Raw genomic sequence first — 22,074 nt, 5'->3', positions numbered from 1 at the left:
TTAGGGGAGTTGGTAGGACAGATCGGCTTCGACTGGTTTGGTGTCCATTTGGGCCTTCTGGAGTTTGCCTGAGTAGTCCCAGTTCATGGATTGCCAGCGGGTGAACTGGTCGAGGACCCAGATGCCGCTCTGGCGGGAGCCGTTGCCGGACTTGCCGTTGCCGCCGAACGGCAGGTGCGCCTCCGCGCCGGAGGTCGAGTTGTTGACGCTCACCATCCCCGCCGAGATCCCCTGCGCGAAGCGGAACGCCTTGTTCGGGTCGGTCGTGTAGATCGAGCTGGACAGCCCGTATCCGGACTTGTTGCCCAGAGCAATCGCCTCGTCGAGCGTCGAGTACGGCGTGACGCCGACGACCGGCCCGAACGTCTCGTTCAGGAACAGTTCGTCGTCAGCGCGGACGTCGGCCACGATCGTCGGGTGGTAGAACAACCCGCCTGCCGGATCGCCGACGAACCCGGCCCGCGGGTTGTCCGCCGTGACCCGGCCGGTCCGGCCGATCACCCGGTGGTGCGTCGCGATCCACCCCAGCGACTTCTCGAACCCGGCCGCGAACTTCTCGTCCAGCAACGGCCCGAACAGCACGTCCTGCGTCGGATCACCCATCGCGGCCGCGCCGACAGCGGCCGCGAACCGGTCCAGGAACTCGTCGTACACGGACCGGTGCACGATCGCCGTACCCAAGGACGTGCACCGTTGTCCCGCCGTACCGAAGCCGGAGAACAACGCGCCCTCGACGGCCAGGTCCAGCTCCGCGTCCTCGGTGATCACCATCGGGTTCTTGCCGCCGAGTTCCAGGCACGGCGTCTGCAGGTGGCGACCGCACAACTCGCCGATCCGGGTGCCGACCGCGCTCGATCCGGTGAATCCGACCTTGTTGATCAGCCCGGCCTCCAACGCCTGCTCGAGACCGTCGAACGTGTCCGGCCCGTCGGCGTACACCACGTTGAAAACCCCGGCCGGTACGCCGGAATGCGCGAAGATCTCGTAGAACGCGTCCGAGACGACAGCGGAGTACTCCGCCGGCTTCCAGACGACCGTGTTGCCGCAGAGCAGCGCCGGGACGATGTACCAGGACGGGACCGCGACCGGGAAGTTCCCGGCGGTGATCACCGCGACGGTGCCGACCGGTCGGCGGAACGTGAACAGCTGCTTGTCCGGCATCTCCGACGGCACGGTCTGCCCGTACAGCCGGCGGCCCTCACCGAGGAAGAAGTCGCAGGTGTCGATGATCTCCTGCACCTCGCCGAGCGCCTCACCCAGAGGCTTCCCGATCTCCCGCGTGACGAGCGCAGCGAGCCGCTCCTTGTTGGCAGTCATCAGCCGGCCAACATTCGAGATCACCTGCCCGCGCTGCGGCGCCGGTGTCGCCGCCCACGCGGCCTGCGCCGACTGTGCACCTGAGGCGGCCCGGACGAACACCTCCGGCCCGGCGCTACCAACCGTCCCGACGACATCACTCAGCTGCGCCGGGTTGGTCGACGGAGTACGCCGTACCGCTTCCGCCACTCGTTCGCCACCGACAACGGACAGCACCTCACCGGCCATACGGCTACCTCCTCATAGTGAGCTTCCCTCATAGTGGGCCTCCCACACTATGAGGTCGGCGGCACCTTGTGGTCGGGGTAGAGGTCCGGGATCGGGATCGGCATGCGCCACAGGCGGGAGTCGGGGTGGATCATGCCGTGCCGGATCGCGACGTACCGGAGGAGGCGGAGTGGGCCGGCGATCAGGAGGACGGCCAGTGGCAGTTCGACCAGGAGCGCGCTGAGCAGGGCCTGGGTGAGGTCGCTGCCGCGGTGGCTGGTCATCACGTCGAACCAGGCGTCGCAGATCAGCAGGACGCCGGACGCGAACGCGGTCGGGAACACGAACTGCTTGCGCTTCCAGCCGGCCAGCGCGGTCAGGATCAGCATCGTGAGCAGCAGGATGTCGAACCCGACCCAGGTCGCGACCCAGTTCCGGGCGACGTAGTGGTTGGGCAGGGTGACGGCCAGGTACACGGTCCACGGGATCAGGGCGACCGCGCAGACCAGCATCAGGACCGTCCGCCACTTGCGGATCCGGTCGATCGTCCGCCGGGACGGCAGCCCGGCGGGACGCGGCGCGAGCCGCAGGATCAGCTCCCGCCGCTGCTGCGGGGTCATCGTCGCGATCTCTTCGTCGGTCAACTGCACCTCTTGAGGCTGCACCTCTCGAGTATGCCTTGTGATTCCATTCACAAGCCAGTATTCTGCTCGTACCGAACAGCTGTCGACGATGACAGGCGAGGTGTGGCCATGACCAAGCGCAGACCACCGGGTATGAGTAACCAGGAATGGGTCGAGTCGCAGATCAAGCTCGCGCAGAACCAGGGCGAGTTCGACGACCTGCCCGGAGCCGGCAAACCACTGAAGCTGGCGGAGCAGCACGACCCCGACTGGTGGGTGAAGGACTTCATCCGTCGCGAGGACGTCGAGACCGAGGCGTTGCTGCCACCGGCCGTCCTGCTGCGCAAGGAGAAGCAGCAGGTCCACGAGAAGGTTCGCGGGATGCGGCGCGAGTCCGAGGTCCGCGAGTACCTGGCCGACCTGAACAAGCGGATCCGGCTCAGCATCCGCGACACCACCGGACCGGTCGTGCCGACGGGACCGGTGGACGAGGACGTGGTGATCGCCCAGTGGCGGATGGAACGTCCGTCGCGCGGACCACGTCCAGTGCCCACCGAGGAGCACCGCCCGCGAAAGAAGTCCCTCTGGCAGCGCCTCTTCAGCTGAGCAGTTCGCGGGCCGCCTTCTCGATGGTCTGTTCGCTCAGCAGTACGTCGTGCGCGGCCGCGCCGAGCGGGACGTACGAGTCGTAGCTCGTCACCCGGGCCATTCGCCCGGCGTACCCGTGGTCGATCAGCGTGGCCAGGACGCCCTCGGACACCCCGCCGGACCGGCGGGTCTCGTCGGCGACCAGCACCCGTCCGGTGATGGTTGCCTCGCGCAACAGATCCTCGACGGGCAGCGGCGCCAGCCAGCGCAGGTCGAACACCCGGACCCCGGGGACGCGGGCCGCCACCCGCAGGCTCATCGGTACGCCGTTCCCGAACGTGACGATCGTCAGCTCGGTGCCGTCGCCGTACGTCCGGCCTCGCCCGATCGCCACCGGTTCGTCGGGGTACGGCGCCAGCCACTGCTCGTCGCCGTCCTCGTACAGGTCCCGCCGGTGGTAGAGCGCGATCGGCTCGAGGAACACGCTGACAGTGCCGGACGACCGAGCCGCCGCCGTACATGCGTGCAGCATCGCGGCCGCGTCGTCCGGACGCGACGGTGACGCGATCACGATCCCCGGAATATCCCGCAGTACGCCGATCGCGTCGTCGTTGTGGAAGTGGCCGCCGAAGCCCTTCTGGTACCCGTAGCCGGCGATCCGCAGCACCATCGGGTTCGCGTACTGCTCCTGCGAGAAGAACTTCAGCGACGCCGCCTCGCCGCGGAGCTGGTCCTCGGCGTTGTGCAGGTAGGCGAGGTACTGGATCTCGGGAATCGGCAACAGGCCCGAGACGCCGGCGCCGAGTGCGAGTCCGAGGATCGACTGCTCGTCGAGCAACGTGTCGAAGACCCGCGGCGGCCCGAACGCCTTCTGCAGTCCGCGCGTCACGCCGTACACGCCACCCTTCCGGCCGACGTCCTCACCGAAGACCATCGCCTCCGGGTAGGACGCCAGTACGTCGCTCAGCGCGCGGTTGATCGACTGGCTGAGCGTCAACGGCTCGATGGAGGGTGTGCGCTGCGGCAATGCCCCGGCGACGGCCTCCGGCGAAGGGAAACGCAAGGGCGCGGCGACGGCTTCGGGTGAGGTGAGTTGCGGGAGGCCCGCGACCTCGGCCGCGATCCGGAACGCCTCGGCGTGCTTCTCGTCGTACAGCTCGATGATCTCGTCGGCGGTGTAGCCGGCTCCGAGCAGGTAGCGCGCCGTACCGAGCAGCGGGTCGAGCTCCTCGTCCGCGGCCAGCTCCGCGGGCGACCGGTACGCCGCCTCGACGTCGGAGCCCGCGTGGCCGAGCAGGCGCACTGTGCGCAAGCGCAGGAACGCCGGGCGCCGGTTCCGGCGTACGAACGTGGCTGCCTCGGTCGCCATCGACAGCGCCGCGTCGAGGTCGGTGCCGTCCGCGTCGAAGTACCGCAGGCCGGGGCGCGAACCGTACGCCTGCCGGATCCAGCCGTCCGGCGTCCGCACGCTGATCCCGATCCCGTTGTCCTCGCAGACGAGCAGCAACGGCATCGGCAGGCCCTGGTACGACGCGTGCAGGGCGGCGTTGATCGCGCCGGTCGCGGTCGAGTGGTTCGCGGACGCGTCGCCGAAGCTGGTCACCACGATCGCGTCGGACGGCCACGGGGACGGTACGCCGAGCTTCGCCGACCGGTTCATCGAGAACGCCACGCCCATCGCCCGCGGCAGGTGCGAGGCGATCGTCGACGTCTGCGGGATCACCGACAGCTCGTGCCGGCCGAAGACCTTGTGCCGCCCGCCCGCGATCGGCTCGGTGGTCGCCGCCGCGACGCCGAGCAGGATGTCGCGCAGGCCCTCCTTCGAGCCGCACTGGGCGGCGCGGGTCAGGTAGAACGCACCGGACCGGTAGTGCAAGAGGGCCGGGTCGGTCGGCTGCAGGGCGGCGGCGACGGCCGCGTTGCCCTCGTGACCGGCCGAGCCGATCGTGTAGAAACCGGTGCCCTGGGACTGCATCCAGCGGGCCGCGAGGTCCGCGTGCCGGCTGCCGAGCTGAGCGTCGTACAGGCCGCGGAGCAGCTCTGCGTCGTGCTCCCACGGGGCCGGGGCGAGGCCGCGGACGCGTTCGGCGAAGGTCCTCATTTCATCCATGATCCGGGATCACCCCGCCGAGCACAGCTCCGCCCACGAGTTGAACAGGTCACTCCCCTGGTCAGGGGGAACCGCGCTTGGGGGTTGTTCGTTCTAGATAGGAAGGGGACTCTGTGGGGTGTGGTGACGGTGAGTGAGCCTTGGTGATGCAGCTTTCCTGGGTACGGCGGGTGGGGATCGCGGCCGGTCTCGGAGTCGGGACAGCGGGCGCGCTCGCCGGTGTCCTGCTGCTCGGTCCGCTCGCCGCGACGATCCTGCTGGTCGTGGTGTTCGTTCTGGTGTGGCCGCTGGCTACGGTGGTCCGGCACGTGACGGACGACGCGCCGTACGGGTCGGCGGCACTGGTCGCGGCTGCTGCGGCCGTCGCGGTGTTGTGCCTGCCGGGGCTGGTGCGGTTGCTCGCGTGGGGTGCACTGGGCGCGGTGACGGCCCTGATCCTGGCCGCATTGTTCGTGCTGATCGACCTCGTCGTACCCGATCGGGCCCCGCGTCTGCGGCCGTCGCGCAAGCAGCGCAGGCTGGTGCGCCTGAGCGAGACGCAGATCGCGGAGGACGAGCAGCTGATCGCGTCGCTGCAGTGCCCGCTGTCCATCGAGGAGCTCTGCGGGGTCTGGTCCGAGACCGCCACGCAGCTCACCCAGGGTGCCGACCTGCGCGACCGCCAGGCCGTCGCCGAGGTCCGCCGGATCTGCCTGGACGAATTCGAACGCCGCAATCCCGACGGCTTCCACCGCTGGCTCGACGCCGGCGCCCCCGCCAACCCCGGTCGCTACTTACTCCAGTAGCTACAGCCGGTTGTAGCGCTTCCGCGCCTCGCGGCTTTCCTTCTGGGCGTCGCGGGCGGCTCGGCGGGCCTCGTCGAGTTCGGCGCCGACGCTGTGCACCCGGGCCTGGGCCTCGGCGAGGGCTTCGCGGGCGTTGTCGAGCTGGGTGTCCAGGTCCTCGACCTTCGCCTCGGCTGCCTGGGCGGCCGCGACAGCCTCCTCGAACGCCTGCTTGGCCACGGCGCGCTCCGCCGCCTCGCGTTCGTCCTGCTCCGCCTGCTTGCGCTGGGCGGCGTCGCGCTCTTCCTCGGCGGTCGCAGTTTCGGCTCGCTGGGCGTTCCGGCGGTCGCGGGCCGCCTGGCGGCGCTCGTCGGTGAGCGGGGTGACGTTGGACGGCTCGCCGTTCTCGTCGACGACGCCGAAGCCGACGTGCCGCAGCGCGCTGCTCAACCGGCCCTCGCGTACGGCGTCGCCCGCAGCCGGATCCACCAGCGCTGCGTCCAGCGTCTCGCGCAGCTTCTGGCCGACGTCCGGGCTGACCTTCTGGCCTTCGTCGGCGGCCAGCCGTGCGGCTTCCTTGGACAGCTTGTCCAGGAGCCGGTGGCGCTTCGGCGTCAGGTCCCGCAGCCGCTCGCCGTCGAGGTCGGCGGTCGCCTCCCGGAACTCGTCGCCGAGCGCGAGCAGGTCGTCGAGCTCGTCGGGCAGCTTGCGGGCGACCAGGTTCGCGATCCAGGCCGCGACCGTCGGCTTGCGCAGCGCCTTCAGCCGGGTCGACCCCAGCGCGTCGCCACCCGCCTTCAGCTGCTTGGCCAGCTGGTTGCGAGTAGCAATGAAGTCGGCCGCCGGCGCCGCATAGACCGCATCGGCCGCCTCCTCGAAGTCCACGAAGGCGACGCTACCTGAATCAGCCGGTAGGGCCTCGTTGTTCGGCCAGGTCGGTGCGGAGGGTTTCGAGGATGCCGCGGAGCAGGCGGGAGACCTGCATCTGGCTGACGCCGAGCTCGGCGCCGATCTCCTCCTGCGTGAAGCCGTTGCCGAACCGGAGCTGGAGGATGCGCTTGTCCCGCTCGCCGAGGTTCGCGACCGCCGGCGTCAGGGTGTGCACGTTCTCGACCAGGTCGTAGCCGCCCTCGGCGTCGGCGACCGTTTCCATCAGGCTCGTCCCGCCGTCCGACGTACCGGGCGCGTCCAGCGACAGTGTGCTGAAACAGCCGCGCACCGATGTGGCCTCGGCGATCTCGGACGGATCGGTGCCGAGCGCCGCTGCGGTCTCCTCGTCGCTCGGCACGTGACCGAGCCGCTGGATCAGCTCGGGTTCCGCGGCGGCGATGCTGCCTTGCATCTCCTGGACCCGGCGCGGCGGCCGGATCGTCCAGGCGCAGTCCCGGAAGTACCGCTTCAGCTCACCGCGGATCGTCGGTACGGCGTACGACAGGAACGCCGTCGACGCCTCCAGGCGGTAGCCGTTGGCGGCCTTCACCAGGCCGAGGTACGCGACCTGCTCGAGGTCGTCGGCGTCGACGCCCTTGCTGCGGTACCGCGAGGCGATCGATCTCGCCACCGGTGCGTTCAGGAGTACGACTTCGTCGAGGCACGCCTGGTGCCGGGGGTCCGGGACGCCGTCCGCCTCGAGCAGCAGCTCGTGGGTGGCGTCCGCGATGGTCTGTTTGGTGCGTTCTGCAGTTGCGATCGTCACGGGAGATACCTCGTCGTGTCGTCGTACATGCTGGGTGGCAGGGGCTGAACCACTGGCTCCACCAGATCAAACTCGGACGGCGCTTGCAAGTACCCGACTGTTACGGGTGCTTGAAACGCATGTCGCCTGACAGTAACTGTCAGGTTTCGATGGTTTGCTCACACTCATGAACGAGTGTTGCGCCGTCGTCGACCTGCGCCAGTACACACTGCAGCCCGGACAACGAGACACCCTCATCTCGCTCTTCGACACGCATTTCGTCGAGGGGCAGGACGAGACCGGAATGCATGTCGCCGGTCAGTTCCGCGATCTGGACGATCCGGATCGGTTCGTCTGGATCCGCGGGTTCCGCGACCTGCCGTCGCGGGCGGACGCGCTGAACGCGTTCTACTACGGTCCGGTCTGGCGTGCGCACGCCGCGGCGGCGAACGCGACGATGATCGACTCGGACAACGCCTTGCTGCTGAAGCCGGTGCGCCTCGGGGCCGGCTACCCCGCCCTCGACGCGCCGCGGCCGGACGAAACGGCGAGTTCGGTGATCGGTGGTGCGGTCTACCACCGTGCGACCGAGGACGACGGGTTCGTCGAGTTCTTCACCGATCACGTCGTGCCCGTGCTCACCGCGACCGGTGCGGAGCCGGTCGCCGTACTCGAGAGCCTGGTTGCCGAGAACAACTTTCCGGGGTTGCCGTTGCGGGACGAAGTGGTGCTGGCCTGGTTCGCGCGGTTCGCCGACGACACGGCGTACGAGGACCATCTCCGGCGGCTCGCCGAGTCGCAGGTCTGGCTGCAGCGGGTGCTGCCCGAACTGGTCTGCCGCTCAGCGAAGCCGGCCCAGGATCTCCGCCTGCGGCCGACCGCGCGATCGCAGTTCCGGTAAATACGTTGCGAGGCCCGAATCGGGCGGGCATCCTGGGTTGACCGAGCGGCGGCGAACGCTGCCTGGACTAAGGAGGGCTGACGGATGGCCATCACTGTGCTGCGGCATGTCCGCGTCAGTTCACCTTCTTTGTTCAGGAGCACACCAGTTGTCTACCGAGTACGAATTCTCACCTGACTACTCAGATCTCGAACCGGATCCGGCCGATGCCTTCGTCTTCAAGTTCCACTCCGTCGACGAGCAACTGGGCCCGGATCAGCGATGGTCCACCTGGCTGGACGTCGAGCGCGGTTCTCGCGGCCCGGAACCACGCCCCTCGTGGGTTGTGACGGAACAGGCGGCGATCGACACCGAGCTCGGCGTCCTCAAAACCGGTAAGGAAGCCGACGTCTTCCTGGTCGAACGGGCCGTCGAAGCCATCGGCGACAACCCGGCGAAATCCTCCCTGCTGGCCGCGAAGCGGTACCGCACCGAGGAGCACCGGTCCTTCCACCGCAGTACGTCGTACGTCGAAGGTCGCCGTACCCGCAACAGCCGCGACAGCCGGGCGATGGCGAAGAAGACGGCGCACGGGCGCAGCGTCGCGGCCGGCGGCTGGGCCTACGCCGAGTGGGAGGCCCTCAACCGGCTGTGGAAAGCCGGCGTCCCGGTGCCGTATCCGGTGCAGATCGACGGCATCGAGTTGCTGATGGAGTTCATCGACGACGGTGCGGGCGGCGCCGCGCCGCGGCTGGCCCAGGTCCGGCCGTCGAAGGAGCTGCTCGGTCAGTACTTCGAGCAACTCCGCGACGGGATGCGTGAACTGGCCCGGGCCGGGCTGGCGCACGGCGACCTCTCGCCGTACAACGTCCTCGCCCAGGGGGAGCGGATCGTGATGATCGACCTGCCCCAGGTGGTCGACATCGTCGGCAACCCGAAGGGCATGGACTTCCTGCTGCGCGACTGCCACAACATGGCCGCGTGGTTCACGAACCGCGGGCTGGAGATCGACGAGCAGGAACTGTTCGCCGACCTCCTCACCATGGTGTTCTGATCGCCCGCTGCAACAGGGGGACGAGCGGGACCAGCTGGTCGGGGTAGGTGTCGACGAGGCCGTCGACATGATTACCTGCCTCGACCCGCTGGTACGTGTGCAGGCCGGTGTGCTTCGCCATCTCGGCGTACACATCTGAGTCCTGAGCGATCGGAAGCAGGCTGTCGTACGTGCCGTGGATCGTGATTAGTGGCTTACGGATGTTGCCGGTGAGGGCGATCCTTCTGATGGCCTTGCGGGCTTCCGGTCGTTGAGCGTAGTCGTAGTCGGCTTCGCTCCCGGTGTACGTCGGGTCCAGTTCGGCGGCGTAGATGCGCTGGGTCAGCTTCCAGTAGACCGTGTAGTGGTAGTCCCAGAGGAAGTCCGAGCGCGGGTCGAAACCCGCCGCGACGATCGCCGCCGGGTTGTGGTGCTCGTACCCTTTGATTGCCTGAGGCAAGTACGTGAAGAGGTTCGGCCCGTCGGCCGTCCACAGCGTGCCGTCCAGGTCCACGCCGCGGGTGAAGAGCTCCGGGTGGTTCTCGAGTTGCCAACGGACCAGGTAGCCGCCGTTGGAGATCCCCGCGGCGATCACCTCGCGCGTCGGGTGACCGTAGTACTGCGACACCGTGGCGCGAGCGGCTCGCGCGAGCTGCGTCGTACGCACTTGTCCGGGAAGTACCCGTCGATCTGGACCCCTGGTACGCCGGACTGCTGCGGCAGACCCGAGTGTGTGAGGCCTACGTAGTCGGCGGGATTGGTGTGACCCGACGCGACCGTGCCGGCCGTGGTCAGGTCGTCCAGATGGGCGACCTGTTGGTACTCGGCACCTGGTACGCGTACGGCACGGTGAGCTTCGGCCGGCACAGTTACACCTGCCCCTCAGGACACCGCCTTCGCGGCTGCGCGGCCCGCCGTACGGCCGGTGAAGAGGCAGCCGCCTACGAAGGTACCTTCCAGGGAGCGGTAGCCGTGGATGCCGCCGCCGCCGAATCCGGCGACCTCGCCGGCAGCGTAGACGCCGGGGAGTGGGGTGCCGTCGGTTCGCAGTACGCGGGACTCCAGGTCGGTCTGCAGGCCGCCCAGGGACTTGCGGGTCAGGATGTTCAGCCGTACGGCGATCAGCGGGCCGGCCTTCGGGTCGAGGATCCGGTGCGGGGACGCGACCCGGATCAACTTGTCGCCGCGATAGTTGCGGGCGCCGCGCAGTGCCGTGATCTGCAGGTCCTTGGTGAACGTGTTGGCCAGCTCGCGGTCCCGCGCGACGATCTGCCGCTCGAGGTCGTGGAGCTTGATCAGCTTGTCGCCGGTCAGGTCGTTCATCCCCCGGACCAGGTCCGGAAGGTTGCCGCGGACAACGAAGTCGGCGCCCTTGTCCATGAACGCCTGCACCGGCGCGGTCGCACCGCCGCGCGCCCGGCCGAGTACACCCTTGACGTCCTTGTTCGTCAGGTCCGGGTTCTGCTCCTGGCCCGACAGCGCGAACTCCTTCTCGATGATCTTCTGGGTCAGCACGAACCACGTGTAGTCGTACCCGGTCGTCATGATGTGCTCGAGCGTCCCGAGCGTGTCGAACCCGGGGAACAACGGCACCGGCAGCCGCTTCCCGGTCGCGTCGAACCACAGCGACGACGGCCCGGGCAGGATCCGGATGCCGTGCTGCGGCCAGATCGGGTCCCAGTTCTGGATGCCTTCGGTGTAGTGCCACATCCGGTCCCGGTTCACGTACCGGCCGCCGGCCTGTTCGGTGATCGCGAGCATCCGGCCGTCCACATGCGCCGGTACGCCGCTGATCATCCGCTTCGGCGGCTCGCCCATCCGCTGCGGCCACTGCGAGCGGACCAGGTCGTGGTTGCCGCCGATGCCACCCGAGGTGACGATCACGGCCTGCGCGTTGAGGCTGAAGTCGCCGACCTCCACGCGTGAACTCGAGACACCCCGCGGTGCGTCGCTGGGCTCGAGCACCTTGCCCGCGACGCCGTCGACCACACCGCCCGTCACCGTCAGCTCGTCCACCCGGTGCCGGAACCGGAACTCGACGAGCCCCTTCGCGACGGCCTCCCGCACACGACGCTCGAACGGGGCGACCAGGCCCGGCCCGGTGCCCCACGTGATGTGGAACCGAGGCACCGAGTTCCCGTGGCCGTCCGCGTTGTACCCGCCGCGCTCGGCCCATCCGACGACAGGGAAGAAGCGCACACCTTGCGCGTGGAGCCACGGACGCTTCTCGCCGGCCGCCCAGTCGACGTACGACTCCGCCCACTGCCGCGCCCACTTGTCCTCGTCGTCCAGCCGGTCGAACCCGGCCGAGCCGAGCCAGTCCTGCAGTGCGAGGTCGTGGGAGTCCTTGATCCCCATCCGGCGCTGCTCCGGGGAGTCCACGAACAGCAGTCCGCCGAACGACCAGAACGCCTGGCCGCCGAGCGACGCCTCGGGTTCCTGGTCGAGCAGCAGCACCTTCCGGCCCGCGTCGGCCAGTTCGGCGGTCGCGGCCAGCCCGGCCAGCCCCGCCCCGACGACGATCACGTCAGCGTCCATGGCGACATGTATAGCGCACTTGCGAAGATGTGGTCGTGACGATCCTTTCTGCGCAAAACCTCGTACTTCCCGCAGCTTCGCTCGGTCCGGAGAATCCGCTCGCGCCGCTCAGCACCCAGCGCGAGCCGCACCACGTCGAGAACATCGCCGAGCTCCCCGCCGACCTGCGGGAGAACATCGAGTACGGGCGCCTGCAGAGCCCGCTGCCGTGCCTGAACCAGGACGGCTACGACCGCACCCTGGTGGAGACGGCGCTGCCTGCGTTGGTGCTGGAGAACGACCACGTCCGTGCGACCGTGCTGCCAAGCCTCGGTGGGCGGTTGTACTCGCTCGTCCACAAGGGGACCGAGTTGCTCTACCGCAACCCGGTCTTCCAGCCCGCGAACCTCGCACTGCGCAACGCCTGGTTCGCCGGCGGCGTCGAGTGGAACGTCGGCAGCACCGGCCACTGGACCGGTACCTGCGCGCCGATGCACGCCGCCCGCGTCGCAGGCCCGGACGGTACGCCGGTCCTGCGGCTGTGGGAGCTCGAACGCACCCGCAACCTCGTCACCCAACTCGACTTCTGGCTCCCGGAGGACTCGGAGTTCCTGTACGTCGGCGTACGGCTGCAGAACCCTTCCGACGTCAAGGTCCCGGCGTACTGGTGGTCGAACATCGCCGTCCCGCAGTCGCCCGATCGTCGCGTTCTCGTGCCCGCGGACCAGGCCTGGCAGTTCGGGTACGGCAGCCGGTTGGACCTGGTCGACGTGGAAACCGATCTGACCTATCCGATGCGGCACCCGCAAGCGATCGACTACTTCTTCGAACCGCTGGCGGGTGAGCGCTCGTGGATCGCGTCGGTCGCCGGGGACGGCAACGGACTGGTGCAGGCGTCGACCTCGCGGCTGCAAGGGCGGAAGCTCTTCGTGTGGGGTCAGGGTGACGGCGGGCACCGGTGGCAGGAGTGGTTGTCCCCCGGGCTGGAGGACGATGGGTACGCCGAGATTCAGGCAGGCCTCGCTCGGACTCAGATGGAGCATCTGAAGCTTCCTGCTGCGACATCCTGGCACTGGTTGGAGGCGTACGGACCTGTCTCGATGGACGCCGGCGCTGCTCACTCCCAGGACTGGAAGACAGCGCGGGAAGCGGGGGCTGCGGCGTCGAGGGTCCTGCTTGACGGGTTGGCTGGGCGTGAGGCCGAGTGGTTGGGCGTTGTGGATGCGGCTCCGGCGGAACGGCTCGCGGTCGGGTCCGGATGGGGTGCGCTGGAGCTCAAGCGCACCGGCTGGAGCGTGTCGGACGGTACGCCGTTCAGCGACGACACGATGACGTCGCGGGAGCAGGCGTGGCTGCCGCTGCTCGACGGACAGTTGCCTGCGGTTGCCGACGTACCGGACGGGACTCTGGTGGCGTGGCGGGACCTGCTGGAGGCGGCTGAGGACAACTGGCTCGTCTGGTACCACCGGGGCGTCGCGCGGCACTACGACGGTGATGTCGACGGTGCGATCGAGGCGTGGCGGCAGTCCGGGGACAACGCCTGGGCGCTACGCAACCTCGGTGTAGTCACGGGAGAGCTGGAGTACTACGAGCGCGCTGTCGAGCTCCGGCCCGATCTGGTGCCGTTGGTCGCGGAGGCGGCCGCGGCCGCACTCGATGTCGACATCACACGGGCGGAACGGATGCTCGAGCATGCGCCCGACGACCCGCGGATCCAGTTGTTGCGCGTCCGGCTCCAGTTGGAGATCGGTGACCCGGGCACGGCGCACGACCTGCTGGCCGCCGGGATCGAGCTGGCCACGGTCCGGGAGGGTGCGAATCCGCTCGCCGACTACTGGCTGGCCGCCGAGGAGGCGCTGGGTACACAACGGCCGGTTCCGCCGCAATACCAGTTCGGGATGGGCGGAAACTGACAACTTCAGGTCAACTCTACCTCTAGAAACACCGCTCCACCGGACTCTACTATGTTCATGTAGAGAAGTTTTTGTACTTCATGGAACCAAGTGGAGTCCGGTGGCGTCTTACCGGATGAGCGGCAAACGCCGCGCAGGGCAGTTTCGACAAACGACCGCGTCGCTCGCGGGCGACGCGTCGGGGGTGAGTGCCATGTTGACGATCGTTGTACTCGGTGGGTTCGGCCTGGTGCTGGTGGTCGCAGCCTTCATCGTGACCGAGGTTCTGGCCGGTCTCCGGCCCAACGAACTCCCCAGCCGCACGGAGGAAAAGACCGCGGGACGAGTGATCCGGGTGCGTGGCCCGGTCCGCGGCCAACTGCAGAGCGGTGCCCCGGCGATCTACACCGAGGTCATCGTCGAGTACTACACCCGCCGGGGTGAGGGACCGTACGAGGTCGCTCGCAAGTTCCCGGTCGGGAGCCGTATTACTTACGCCAAGGGTGACCGGGTGATCGTCGCTTACGACGTCCGGACGCCCCGCCGGGCCCGCCTGGCCGGCCGGGTCAGCCACTGGCCGACCCTGGGCCCGTACTCCGCTACGGCAGCCTGACGGTTCACCTGCTTGAGCCTCCTCTCCGGCTCAAGCAGGAAGATGCGGGGCGAGCAGGTCGTACAGCACCGGCCGGCCCTGATCCAGAACGTACTCCGCCTCGTCCGCGGACAGCCGGTCCGCGAGATGCGCCAGCGCCTCGCCCATCGTGATGCCGATCGTCACGGCCAGGCGGAAGTCCCGTGAGTCCCGGGCGCCGAACCGCGCCGCCAGCAGTTCGGCGAACTCGCCGGCGTGCTGATCGTCGAACTCGCCCGGCTTCGCCTCGAGCTCCGGATCGCCGAGCCCGCTCAGTACGACGGCTTTGAAGCCCGGGTCGGTCCGGTGCATCTCCCGGAACGTCTCCAGCGTGACGTCGACCGCCCCGCGCCAGCTCGTCACATCGGCCAGCCGCTCGCGCACCGCGTCGGTGTAGCGCGCCTGGTTCCGGCGCTCGATCGCCTGGATCAGGCTGCGCTTGTCCGGGAAGTACCGGTACACGCTGCCGACCGCAATCTCGGCCCGCTTCGCGATCCCGCTCGTCGACGCCGCGTCGTACCCGCGCTCGACCACCTCGGCACAGGCCGCGTCCAGGATCCGCTCAACCTGCCGGCTCGCCCGATCCTGCGTCGGCGTCCGGCGCAGCGGATAGGCCCCCGATGTCACCATTCACTCATTGTCCACACTTCGGGGGACAGCGTTGCCACCTCTTTGTGACAGATTGCCGACAGTTGGTCATGAGGAGGGGAATCTCGTATGCGCATCAACAAAACCATGGTTGCCGGTGCCGCGTCGGTCGCGTTGGCCGCGTCAGGAGTGGCACTCACCCAGGACAATTCCGCGTCCGCGGAGAACGGTTCGGGGCTGCGGTTCAATCAGGTGCAGATGATCGGGTCGCACAACTCGTACCACCGCGAGCTCAGCCCGGCCGAGCAGAAGGTCCAGCAGGCGCAGAACCCGGGCTCGGTCGACCTCTGGTACTCGCACGCGCCGATCACGCAGCAGCTCGAGGACCAGAACGTCCGCACGCTCGAGCTCGACCTGCTTCCGGACCCGGCCGGCGGCCTGTACACGTACCCGCTGATCCGGAAGCTGACCGGGCAGGGGCCGCTGACCGATCCGGCGATGGCTCGTCCGGGGATCAAGGTGATGCACATCCCGGACTTCGACTACAACACCACCTGCGACACGTTCGTCCTGTGCCTGCAGCAGGTGAAGTCGTGGTCCGACCAGCACCCGAACCACGTGCCGATCACCATCAACCTGGAGCTCAAGCAGTCCGACCCGAACGTGGTCGCGGCCGGCGGTGTCCAGTCGCCGCCGTGGGACGCGGCGAATCTGGAGGGTGTCGACCAGGAGATCCGGTCGGTGTTCTCCGAGAAGGAACTGCTGACGCCGGACGACGTCCGCAAGCCCGGTCTGACGCTGGAGCAGTCGGTCCTGACGAAGGGCTGGCCGAAGCTGGACGACGCCCGCGGCCAGGTGCTGTTCTACTTCGACAACGGCGGCCCGGGCGCGATTCGCGACCTCTACCGGACCGGTCACCAGAACCTCGAGGGCCGGGCCGTCTTCACCCGTGGTCCCGAGGGTGAGCCGGACGCGGCGATCACCCAGGTGAACGACCCGCGGGGCGCGAACCAGGCGGAGATCCAGCGGCTGGTGGCGAAGGGGTACCTGATCCGGACCCGGTCCGACGAGCCGATGGCGACCATCCGCGACAAGGACTACAGCCGGCTCGGGATCGCCCTGGCCAGTGGTGCTCAGGTGGTGACGACGGACTGGCCGGTCGCGGGCATGGCCGCGCGGTACGACAGCGACTTCGTCGCCAAGCTGCCCGGGCACACCGCCGTACGATGCAACCCTGTGACGGCGCCGACCTGGTGCCGTGGAGATGTCGTCGGAAGGTGATCTGAGTATGTCGGAGCACGTGGTTGACGTGAGCTGGAGCCGTGGTGAGCACGAGTTCACCTACGACGCGTACGACCGCGACCACGAGTGGCGCTTCGACGGCGGCATCACGGTGCCGGGCTCGGCGAACCCGAAGTACCTGGGCAACCCGGGCCCGGTCGACCCGGAGGAAGCGTTCGTGGCGGCGCTGTCGTCCTGCCACATGCTCACGTTCCTGGCGATCGCGGCCCGGAAGCGGCTGGTGGTCGACGCGTACGACGACCATGCGGTCGGCGTGATGGCGAAGAACGCCGCCGGCCGGCTGGCGATCACCGAGGTGACGCTGAACCCGAAGATCGTCTGGAACGGCGCGGAGCCGGATGCCGAGACGATCGAGCGGATCCACCACCTCGCCCACCAGGAATGCTTCATCGCGAACTCGGTGACCACCGAGATCACCATCTCCGCCTGACCCGACTTTCCTCTTCTTTCCCTTTCTTTCCTTCCTTCAGGCAAAGAAAAACCACCCACCGACCGGCCTGAACCTCGCGCAAACGGTGTCAGGACGGTCGGCGGGTGGTCTGGTGCACCTCTGTGGCGGTGCACCGGTAACGGATCCGGGGGCGCCTCGCACTGGGGCGCCTCTGCGTTTGATGTGCGACTTCCGTGCGGTCTGGCTCGGTGGGCCAGACCGTCCGGGTGCGCCGCCCGGGTCCGTTCGTCCGGCTCGCGCCTTACTGCTCGGCGGCGGCGTCGGTCCGGTCGTCTGTGGTCTGGGTGCTGTCGACGGCCAACAGGTCCTCGAGCTGGCGGACCTGCTCGGCGGCCATCGTGGTCATCAGTCGGTGGATCGTCATGCCAGTGAGACGCCGGAGTCCGGAAGGTATGACGGGAATCCGCGCTGTGACCTGAGTCACTCAGTGTCCTGACGCTGGGGGCGGTCTACTTCTCGTCGAGCCCGTCCGGACGCAGCGGAACGAGTTTCCGGGCGTCGTCGTACGACGTGCCGGTCAGCTCGAGGAGGTCGATGATCGTGGAGCGGAGCTGACCGAGGACGACGACCGCGGACAGCCCGCTCGGCAGCGGCATCTCCGCCGTACGGCGGCCCAGCTCGCCGAGCACGCGGTGCGCGGCGACATCGGCGGCCGGTTCGAACAGGGATTCGCCGATCAGGCGGGTGCCGTCGGCGAGGCGTTCGAGCAGCATCGGGTACTCGTCGGGCATCCGCTCGTCGCGCCACACGGACACCGCGCACCGGCGTACCAGGACGCGGGTGTTCCGGATCGCCCGGTCCAGCGGTACGACGAGATCGGCGATCTCCTGCACCCGCCCGCGGTGCCGGCGGCGGAACGGGGACAGCCGGACGACCGCGACCCCTTCGTCGGCGGCGCTGCGCAGGTCGTCGAGCCGGGACTCGCTCGCGCGGGCGCGGCGGAGCGCGTCGGTGACAGCCTCCTCGTCGCGTTCGCGCAGGCCGTCGGCGGTCTCGACCAGGATCTCGGCCAGCTCGTTCAGGACGCCGGACGCTTGTTGCCTCGGGCGCCTGATCGCCGCGGCCGGTGCGATCGTGGCGGCGGCCAGCGCGACGAGCCCGCCGAGCGCGGCATCCTGCCAGCGGCTGAAGCCGGCACCGGGGTTGGGCAGCAGCGTGGTGACGATCGCGGCCTGGACACCCGCCTGGGTGGTCATCAGGTTGCCGGCGCCGAGCAGTACGGCGACGCTCATCGCGAGCGCGATCACGAAGACCAGCTGGACGATGCCGGTTCCGAAAGCCTTGACGAACAGGTCGCCGACGCCGACACCGACCGCGACGCCGACCATCACCTCGGCGACCCGGCGCAGACGCTGGCCGAAGCTGAAGCCGAGACAGACCATCGCGGCGACCGGCGCGAAGAACGGCTGCTTGTGACCGATGACGTAGTGCGCGACCGCCCACGCGACGCCGGCGGCGAGCGCGCACTGGGCGATGAAGAAGGCCCGGCTACGCCAGCGTTCGATCCGCCGGCGGATCGACGCACGGGACCGCCGCGCGGCCTGCGGCGCGATGTCGTCGCGCAGCTCCCGCAACTGGTCCAACGTCAGCCTGACCGGATCCACCCGCCCCATTCTGCGGGATAGGTGCGCCAGCTTGATTCATCGGCGCTCTGCGGTTCACTGTTGCCTCATGACCGAGAACAACCGTGAGGACTACGGCAGCTACTCCGTGGACGACGAGGATCAGCTGCAGCCGGGGGACACCCTCGACGACCGTGGCGTGGACGACCTGCTCGACGAGGGGGTCTCGCCGCCGGAGAAGTGGTCCGCGGGCGAAGGCTTCGGTACGACGGCCGACGAGGCGCTGCAGGGCGAGACGCTGGACCAGCGGATCGCGCAGGAGGTCCCGGACGTCGACCCGTACGCCGAGGACGGTGAGGACGTCGGCGGCCCGCAGGTCGGCACCGAACGCTCCGGTCGCCTGGTCGCCTCCGACGAGGGCGCGCGCGGCGACGACGACCGCGAGCTGTACGCCGAGGACGTCGGCATCGACGGCGCCGCGGCCGGCGCGGAGGAGGCCGCCGTACACGTCGTGGACGAGGAGTTCGAACTCGAGGACGACGACGAGCAGGACCTGGAGAACTACCGCGACGTCGACCTGGGAGACGTCGGCGACCTGGAGGACTGACCTACCGGCGGGGCGACGGTGATCTCGGCTCCGCTAGGCCCCACACCTCGCGCAGAAGAAGGGCTCTCCCGTCCGATGTATGGGTGAACTGCAGGACCGCATGACGCCTTCTGGTGGGCTCGCACACGACATTCCCTGTCCGCAGTACCCAGAGGGTGTCTCTTCTCCCGACAACCGGCCGACCGCCCTCACGGGTAGCCGCAGTCCGGCGGAAATGTGCATCTCGACAGGACGTATACGTCTACTACCTGCCACCCCGCACCGGTGCGGCAGTCCGGATCGCCGGACAGCCGACGTATACGTCCTGTCGACCTTGCACAAAGTCCGGACTGGGGACTCTGGCTGGTCACTTCAGGTGGGTAGCAGTCCCCAGTCCCCAGACCTGGCCGCCCTCGGCCCCACCGCGAGGGGATATTCGGCTGACCCACTGCGGGACCCCGCAGGCATCGCTTCCGTCGGCGGTTGAGCCAGCCGTCCCGGCTCCGGCTGCCCCGCCGGGTGGCCGAGGGGGGTGTGATGTGCAGGCTCGACAGGTAGTGCACCGGCGAGACGGTGTACGCACGCACACGTTCACGCTCAGGTGCACTACCCCGCCACCCGACACATCCTGTCGAGCTTGCACATCACACCAAGCCCGGCACCGCCCTGGAAGGCGTGGCTGGCCGGGCGTGCGGCTACCTGCGGGTGACGGTGATTTCGGCGCCGTGCCGGGGGACCAGGGTGACGTTCTTGGCCTGGGCCGGTTCGGGTTTGGGATGCGGGGCCTGGAAGTTGTAGGCGCTGAGCGCGGCGCGGAGGATCTCGGTGCCTTCCATCAGGGAGAAGCCCGCGCCGATGCACCGCCGGGCCCCGCCCCCGAACGGCATCCAGGTGCCCGGCGCGGGCGGATCGTCGGACAGGAAGCGTTGCGGGCGGAAGTCCTGTGGTTGGGGGAAGTGTTCCGCGTCCCGGTGCACCAGGCCGATCGCGGCCATGATCGTCGTACCGCGGGGAAGCCGGTAGCCGGCGATGTCGGTGGTCTCCGTGAGGCGCCGGCCGACCTGGTACACGACCGGATGCAGCCGCAGCGCTTCCTTGACGATCGCCTCGAGTTCGTCGTCGGATCCGGCGTCGGCAGCGTGCTGACCGAACTCCAGGTCAGACGGCCGCCGCGCCAGTTCGTGGAACGCCCATGCCAGGGCGGTCGCCGTCGTCTCGTGGCCGGCCAGCAGCAACGTCACCAGCTGATCCCGCAGCTCCACGTCCGTCCAGTTGCCCGCAGCAAGCAACCGCGACAGTACGTCGGTGCGCCCGGCGAACGTCTCACGTCGGGCGGCGATCTCGTCGTACAGGATCTCGTCGACCTGCTTCTGCGTGTCCAGGTACGTCTTCCACGGCCGCACCCGGAGCAGCGGCGGATAGAACCCACCGAGCATGATCACCGGCGACACCGACACGATCTTGTCCATCAACGGGCGCAGGGTGTTCAACCGGTCGACGTCGGTGACGCCGAAGATCACCTGCAGGATGATCTCGAGCGTCAGGTTCCGCATCCGCTCGTGCACCTTGAACGGCTGCCCGACGGGCCATTTCGCGACCTCGGCCTGGGCGAGTTCGAGCACCATCCCGGCGTACCCGCGCAGCGCCGCACCGGAGAACGCGGGCATCAGCTGCTTCCGCATCCGCACGTGGTCCTCGTCGTCGAGCAGCAGCAACGAGTGCGAACCCATGATCGGCTCCAGCACCGTGTTCCCCTCGCCGGCGTGCATCACTGCCGGCGGGCTGCCGAACACTTCCCGGATGTGGTCGGGGCGGCTCAGTACGACGCACACGCGGCTCGACGGCACCAGGCGGATCGTGAACACGTCGCCGTACTGCTCCAGCATCCGCGGGAAGAACGTCCTGCGGTGACTCGCGAACAGCACGGTCTGCGCGAGGGTCGGCAGCTTCGGTCCGGGCGGCAGCGTGCGGGCCGTCTGCCGGTCGAGCGTCCGGGAACCGAGCAAGGGTGTCGGAGCCATACCTTTCACGCTACGTCAGCCGGGTAAACGCCGGGCATCGAATGCGACAAGCGCCGCGACGATCCGCGGCAGCTGATCGTCGCGGACCGGATCGAGCCCGGTCAGACGGCCGACCTGACGCAGGCGGTAGTCCACCGTGTTCGCGTGAACGTGCAGGTCGGCCGCGGTCCGGCGCCGGTTGCGCGCGTTCCCGAGGTAGCACCGCAGCGTCGCCATCAGATCGTCGCGATCCGCCACCGGCGTCAGCATGCTCGCCAGCCGATCACGTGCTGGGCCAGGGCGGCTCAGTTGGTACTCGAGCAGCAGGTCGTCGAGTTCGTAGACACCTGGGGGACGACGGTGGATGCGTACGACGTCCAGGAGGTCTCGCACCAACGCAACGCCGGCGGGCACTTCCAGCGGTACGGTGTTCGCGACGGCGAGCGTGATGTCCACCCCGGCGACCCGGCTGAGCCTGTCCCGGAGCACTGAGAGCTCGACCGCGCTGGATCCAGGGAGTAACGCGATCTCGCCGTCCGGGGCGAGGCCGGACATGCTGCCGGGGACACGGTCCAACTCGACGCGGATCCTGCGGAGCTTGCGGCGGGCAACGATCTGCGCGTCGACACCGGGCCGGCTCTCGTCCGGATGCGGCGCGATCGTCAGGCCGAGTACGACGTACTCCATCGGCAACCGCACCCCGGCGCGCGCCGCCGACTCGTCGACCGGGCGGCCGTCGACGAGCGCCGCGAACACCGACTGTCGCGTGGCCTGGTCCTCGCCCGCGATCGACTGGCGCTCCTCGAAGTAGCTGGCCGACACGACGGCCGTCACGCGCTGGAGGAAGTCCAGGATCAGCCGGTTGAGTGCGATCGCGTCCTGCAGCTCGTCCGGCCGGAACGTCGCCGCGACATGATCCGCGCAGACCTTTCCACCCAGGTGGTACGCCGCCAGCAACGCCTCCAACGGCACCCCCTCCTCGGCGCGTCGGATCGCGGACTCCCGAAGCGGATCGAGCGCCTCGCCGGTCGGTACGACACCGGTCCGAAAGGTCTCGCTGAACGCGCGCAGCGTCCGCTCGGTGATCCGCCGGATGTCGCCCTGCAGCTCTTCCTCGGGCAGTTGCGCGTAGAGCGGGATGTCCGCGACCAGCCGCCGCAGTACGTCGTCCACCAGCGGAGCGAGGTCGGCGCGCAGGATCTCGTGCACGGGCACGCCGCCGGACCGCAGCTCCGTGTTGTGATCCGTCACAACGATCACCCCTCGAAGTCTGGGCGTGGCCCTAGCGACGGGCGGATGCTTTGGGGTCGAACATTACTACTCGAAGGTAGTGACCGGTCGGCGGCGA

At 68.7% G+C, this 22,074-nt stretch carries 21 protein-coding genes; 9 read left to right on the top strand and 12 right to left on the bottom strand.

Annotated elements, in window-relative coordinates:
• Together ACWF0M_RS18810 and ACWF0M_RS18805 are read right to left on the bottom strand one after the other, a co-directional pair.
• Positions 1-1,545, bottom strand: coding sequence for an aldehyde dehydrogenase family protein (locus ACWF0M_RS18810; RefSeq protein WP_452236941.1), 1,545 nt, complete (start codon positions 1,543-1,545; stop codon positions 1-3).
• Positions 1,546-1,592: 47 nt separating this feature from the next.
• Entirely contained in the window at positions 1,593-2,189 is a 597-nt protein-coding gene (locus tag ACWF0M_RS18805) for a hypothetical protein (RefSeq protein WP_452236940.1), read from the bottom strand.
• An 87-nt stretch (positions 2,190-2,276) separates the two neighbouring features.
• Between ACWF0M_RS18805 and ACWF0M_RS18800 the strand changes: the two genes are divergently transcribed.
• Positions 2,277-2,753 carry a DnaJ family domain-containing protein gene (locus ACWF0M_RS18800; RefSeq protein ID WP_452236939.1) on the top strand — a complete coding sequence of 159 codons (477 nt, stop codon included), beginning with the start codon at positions 2,277-2,279 and terminating at the stop codon, positions 2,751-2,753.
• Here ACWF0M_RS18800 and ACWF0M_RS18795 read toward each other — a convergent pair.
• Positions 2,746-4,836, bottom strand: coding sequence for a thiamine pyrophosphate-dependent enzyme (locus ACWF0M_RS18795; RefSeq protein WP_452236938.1), 2,091 nt, complete (start codon positions 4,834-4,836; stop codon positions 2,746-2,748). The two genes, ACWF0M_RS18800 and ACWF0M_RS18795, sit on opposite strands and share 8 nt — an antisense overlap.
• Before the next feature lie 155 nt (positions 4,837-4,991).
• Here ACWF0M_RS18795 and ACWF0M_RS18790 point away from each other — a divergent pair, with 155 nt between their 5' ends.
• Complete coding sequence (locus ACWF0M_RS18790; RefSeq protein WP_452236937.1) at positions 4,992-5,630, top strand: hypothetical protein; 639 nt, start codon at positions 4,992-4,994, stop codon at positions 5,628-5,630.
• Here the strand turns inward: ACWF0M_RS18790 and ACWF0M_RS18785 are convergent, their stop codons facing one another.
• Together ACWF0M_RS18785 and ACWF0M_RS18780 are read right to left on the bottom strand one after the other, a co-directional pair.
• Complete coding sequence (locus ACWF0M_RS18785) at positions 5,631-6,494, bottom strand: hypothetical protein (RefSeq protein ID WP_452236936.1); 864 nt, start codon at positions 6,492-6,494, stop codon at positions 5,631-5,633. It abuts the gene before it with no gap.
• A 19-nt stretch (positions 6,495-6,513) separates the two neighbouring features.
• The gene (locus ACWF0M_RS18780) at positions 6,514-7,305 is read right to left on the bottom strand and encodes a sigma-70 family RNA polymerase sigma factor (protein ID WP_452236935.1); all 792 of its coding nucleotides are present in this window, start codon (positions 7,303-7,305) and stop codon (positions 6,514-6,516) included.
• Between the two features lie 166 nt (positions 7,306-7,471).
• Between ACWF0M_RS18780 and ACWF0M_RS18775 the strand changes: the two genes are divergently transcribed.
• Together ACWF0M_RS18775 and ACWF0M_RS18770 are read left to right on the top strand one after the other, a co-directional pair.
• The gene (locus ACWF0M_RS18775; RefSeq protein WP_452236934.1) at positions 7,472-8,185 is read left to right on the top strand and encodes a putative quinol monooxygenase; all 714 of its coding nucleotides are present in this window, start codon (positions 7,472-7,474) and stop codon (positions 8,183-8,185) included.
• Positions 8,186-8,333: 148 nt separating this feature from the next.
• The gene (locus ACWF0M_RS18770) at positions 8,334-9,218 is read left to right on the top strand and encodes a serine protein kinase RIO (RefSeq protein WP_452236933.1); all 885 of its coding nucleotides are present in this window, start codon (positions 8,334-8,336) and stop codon (positions 9,216-9,218) included.
• Here ACWF0M_RS18770 and ACWF0M_RS18765 read toward each other — a convergent pair.
• Together ACWF0M_RS18765 and ACWF0M_RS18760 are read right to left on the bottom strand one after the other, a co-directional pair.
• Positions 9,202-9,864, bottom strand: coding sequence for a prolyl oligopeptidase family serine peptidase (locus tag ACWF0M_RS18765; RefSeq protein ID WP_452236932.1), 663 nt, complete (start codon positions 9,862-9,864; stop codon positions 9,202-9,204). The two genes, ACWF0M_RS18770 and ACWF0M_RS18765, sit on opposite strands and share 17 nt — an antisense overlap.
• A 215-nt stretch (positions 9,865-10,079) precedes the next feature.
• On the bottom strand, positions 10,080-11,735 hold the full coding sequence (locus tag ACWF0M_RS18760) for an FAD-binding dehydrogenase (RefSeq protein WP_452236931.1): 1,656 nt from the start codon (positions 11,733-11,735) through the stop codon (positions 10,080-10,082).
• 35 nt (positions 11,736-11,770) lie between these two features.
• On the opposite strand from ACWF0M_RS18760, the gene ACWF0M_RS18755 reads away from it, so the two are divergent.
• Both ACWF0M_RS18755 and ACWF0M_RS18750 read left to right on the top strand, forming a co-directional pair.
• The gene (locus ACWF0M_RS18755) at positions 11,771-13,627 is read left to right on the top strand and encodes a DUF5107 domain-containing protein (RefSeq protein ID WP_452236930.1); all 1,857 of its coding nucleotides are present in this window, start codon (positions 11,771-11,773) and stop codon (positions 13,625-13,627) included.
• Between the two features lie 193 nt (positions 13,628-13,820).
• Positions 13,821-14,219 (top strand): hypothetical protein, encoded by a 399-nt coding sequence (locus ACWF0M_RS18750; RefSeq protein ID WP_452236929.1) that lies wholly within the window; start codon positions 13,821-13,823, stop codon positions 14,217-14,219.
• A 30-nt stretch (positions 14,220-14,249) separates the two neighbouring features.
• On the opposite strand, the gene ACWF0M_RS18745 is transcribed toward ACWF0M_RS18750, so the two are convergent.
• Positions 14,250-14,867, bottom strand: a complete 618-nt coding sequence (locus ACWF0M_RS18745; protein WP_452236928.1) for a TetR/AcrR family transcriptional regulator — start codon at positions 14,865-14,867, stop codon at positions 14,250-14,252.
• Positions 14,868-14,954: 87 nt separating this feature from the next.
• Here ACWF0M_RS18745 and ACWF0M_RS18740 point away from each other — a divergent pair, with 87 nt between their 5' ends.
• The gene (locus ACWF0M_RS18740; RefSeq protein WP_452236927.1) at positions 14,955-16,106 is read left to right on the top strand and encodes a phosphatidylinositol-specific phospholipase C1-like protein; all 1,152 of its coding nucleotides are present in this window, start codon (positions 14,955-14,957) and stop codon (positions 16,104-16,106) included.
• A gap of 7 nt (positions 16,107-16,113) precedes the next feature.
• Positions 16,114-16,557: an OsmC family protein gene (locus ACWF0M_RS18735; RefSeq protein WP_452236926.1), complete on the top strand. Its 444-nt coding sequence runs from the start codon at positions 16,114-16,116 to the stop codon at positions 16,555-16,557.
• Between the two features lie 262 nt (positions 16,558-16,819).
• Here the strand turns inward: ACWF0M_RS18735 and ACWF0M_RS18730 are convergent, their stop codons facing one another.
• The gene (locus ACWF0M_RS18730; RefSeq protein ID WP_452236925.1) at positions 16,820-16,942 is read right to left on the bottom strand and encodes a hypothetical protein; all 123 of its coding nucleotides are present in this window, start codon (positions 16,940-16,942) and stop codon (positions 16,820-16,822) included.
• 85 nt (positions 16,943-17,027) lie between these two features.
• Positions 17,028-18,191 (bottom strand): FUSC family protein, encoded by a 1,164-nt coding sequence (locus ACWF0M_RS18725; protein WP_452236924.1) that lies wholly within the window; start codon positions 18,189-18,191, stop codon positions 17,028-17,030.
• A gap of 58 nt (positions 18,192-18,249) precedes the next feature.
• Between ACWF0M_RS18725 and ACWF0M_RS18720 the strand changes: the two genes are divergently transcribed.
• Complete coding sequence (locus ACWF0M_RS18720; RefSeq protein WP_452236923.1) at positions 18,250-18,747, top strand: DUF5709 domain-containing protein; 498 nt, start codon at positions 18,250-18,252, stop codon at positions 18,745-18,747.
• A gap of 674 nt (positions 18,748-19,421) precedes the next feature.
• Here the strand turns inward: ACWF0M_RS18720 and ACWF0M_RS18715 are convergent.
• Positions 19,422-20,747 (bottom strand): cytochrome P450, encoded by a 1,326-nt coding sequence (locus ACWF0M_RS18715; RefSeq protein ID WP_452236922.1) that lies wholly within the window; start codon positions 20,745-20,747, stop codon positions 19,422-19,424.
• A gap of 15 nt (positions 20,748-20,762) precedes the next feature.
• Positions 20,763-21,986 (bottom strand): PucR family transcriptional regulator, encoded by a 1,224-nt coding sequence (locus ACWF0M_RS18710; protein WP_452236921.1) that lies wholly within the window; start codon positions 21,984-21,986, stop codon positions 20,763-20,765.
• Positions 21,987-22,074 lie beyond the last annotated feature (88 nt).

The sequence above is a fragment of the Kribbella sp. NPDC055110 genome (genome assembly GCF_053607525.1).
The sequence above is the reverse complement of the archived record's forward strand: the minus strand, read 5'-3'. Positions and strand labels throughout refer to the sequence as shown.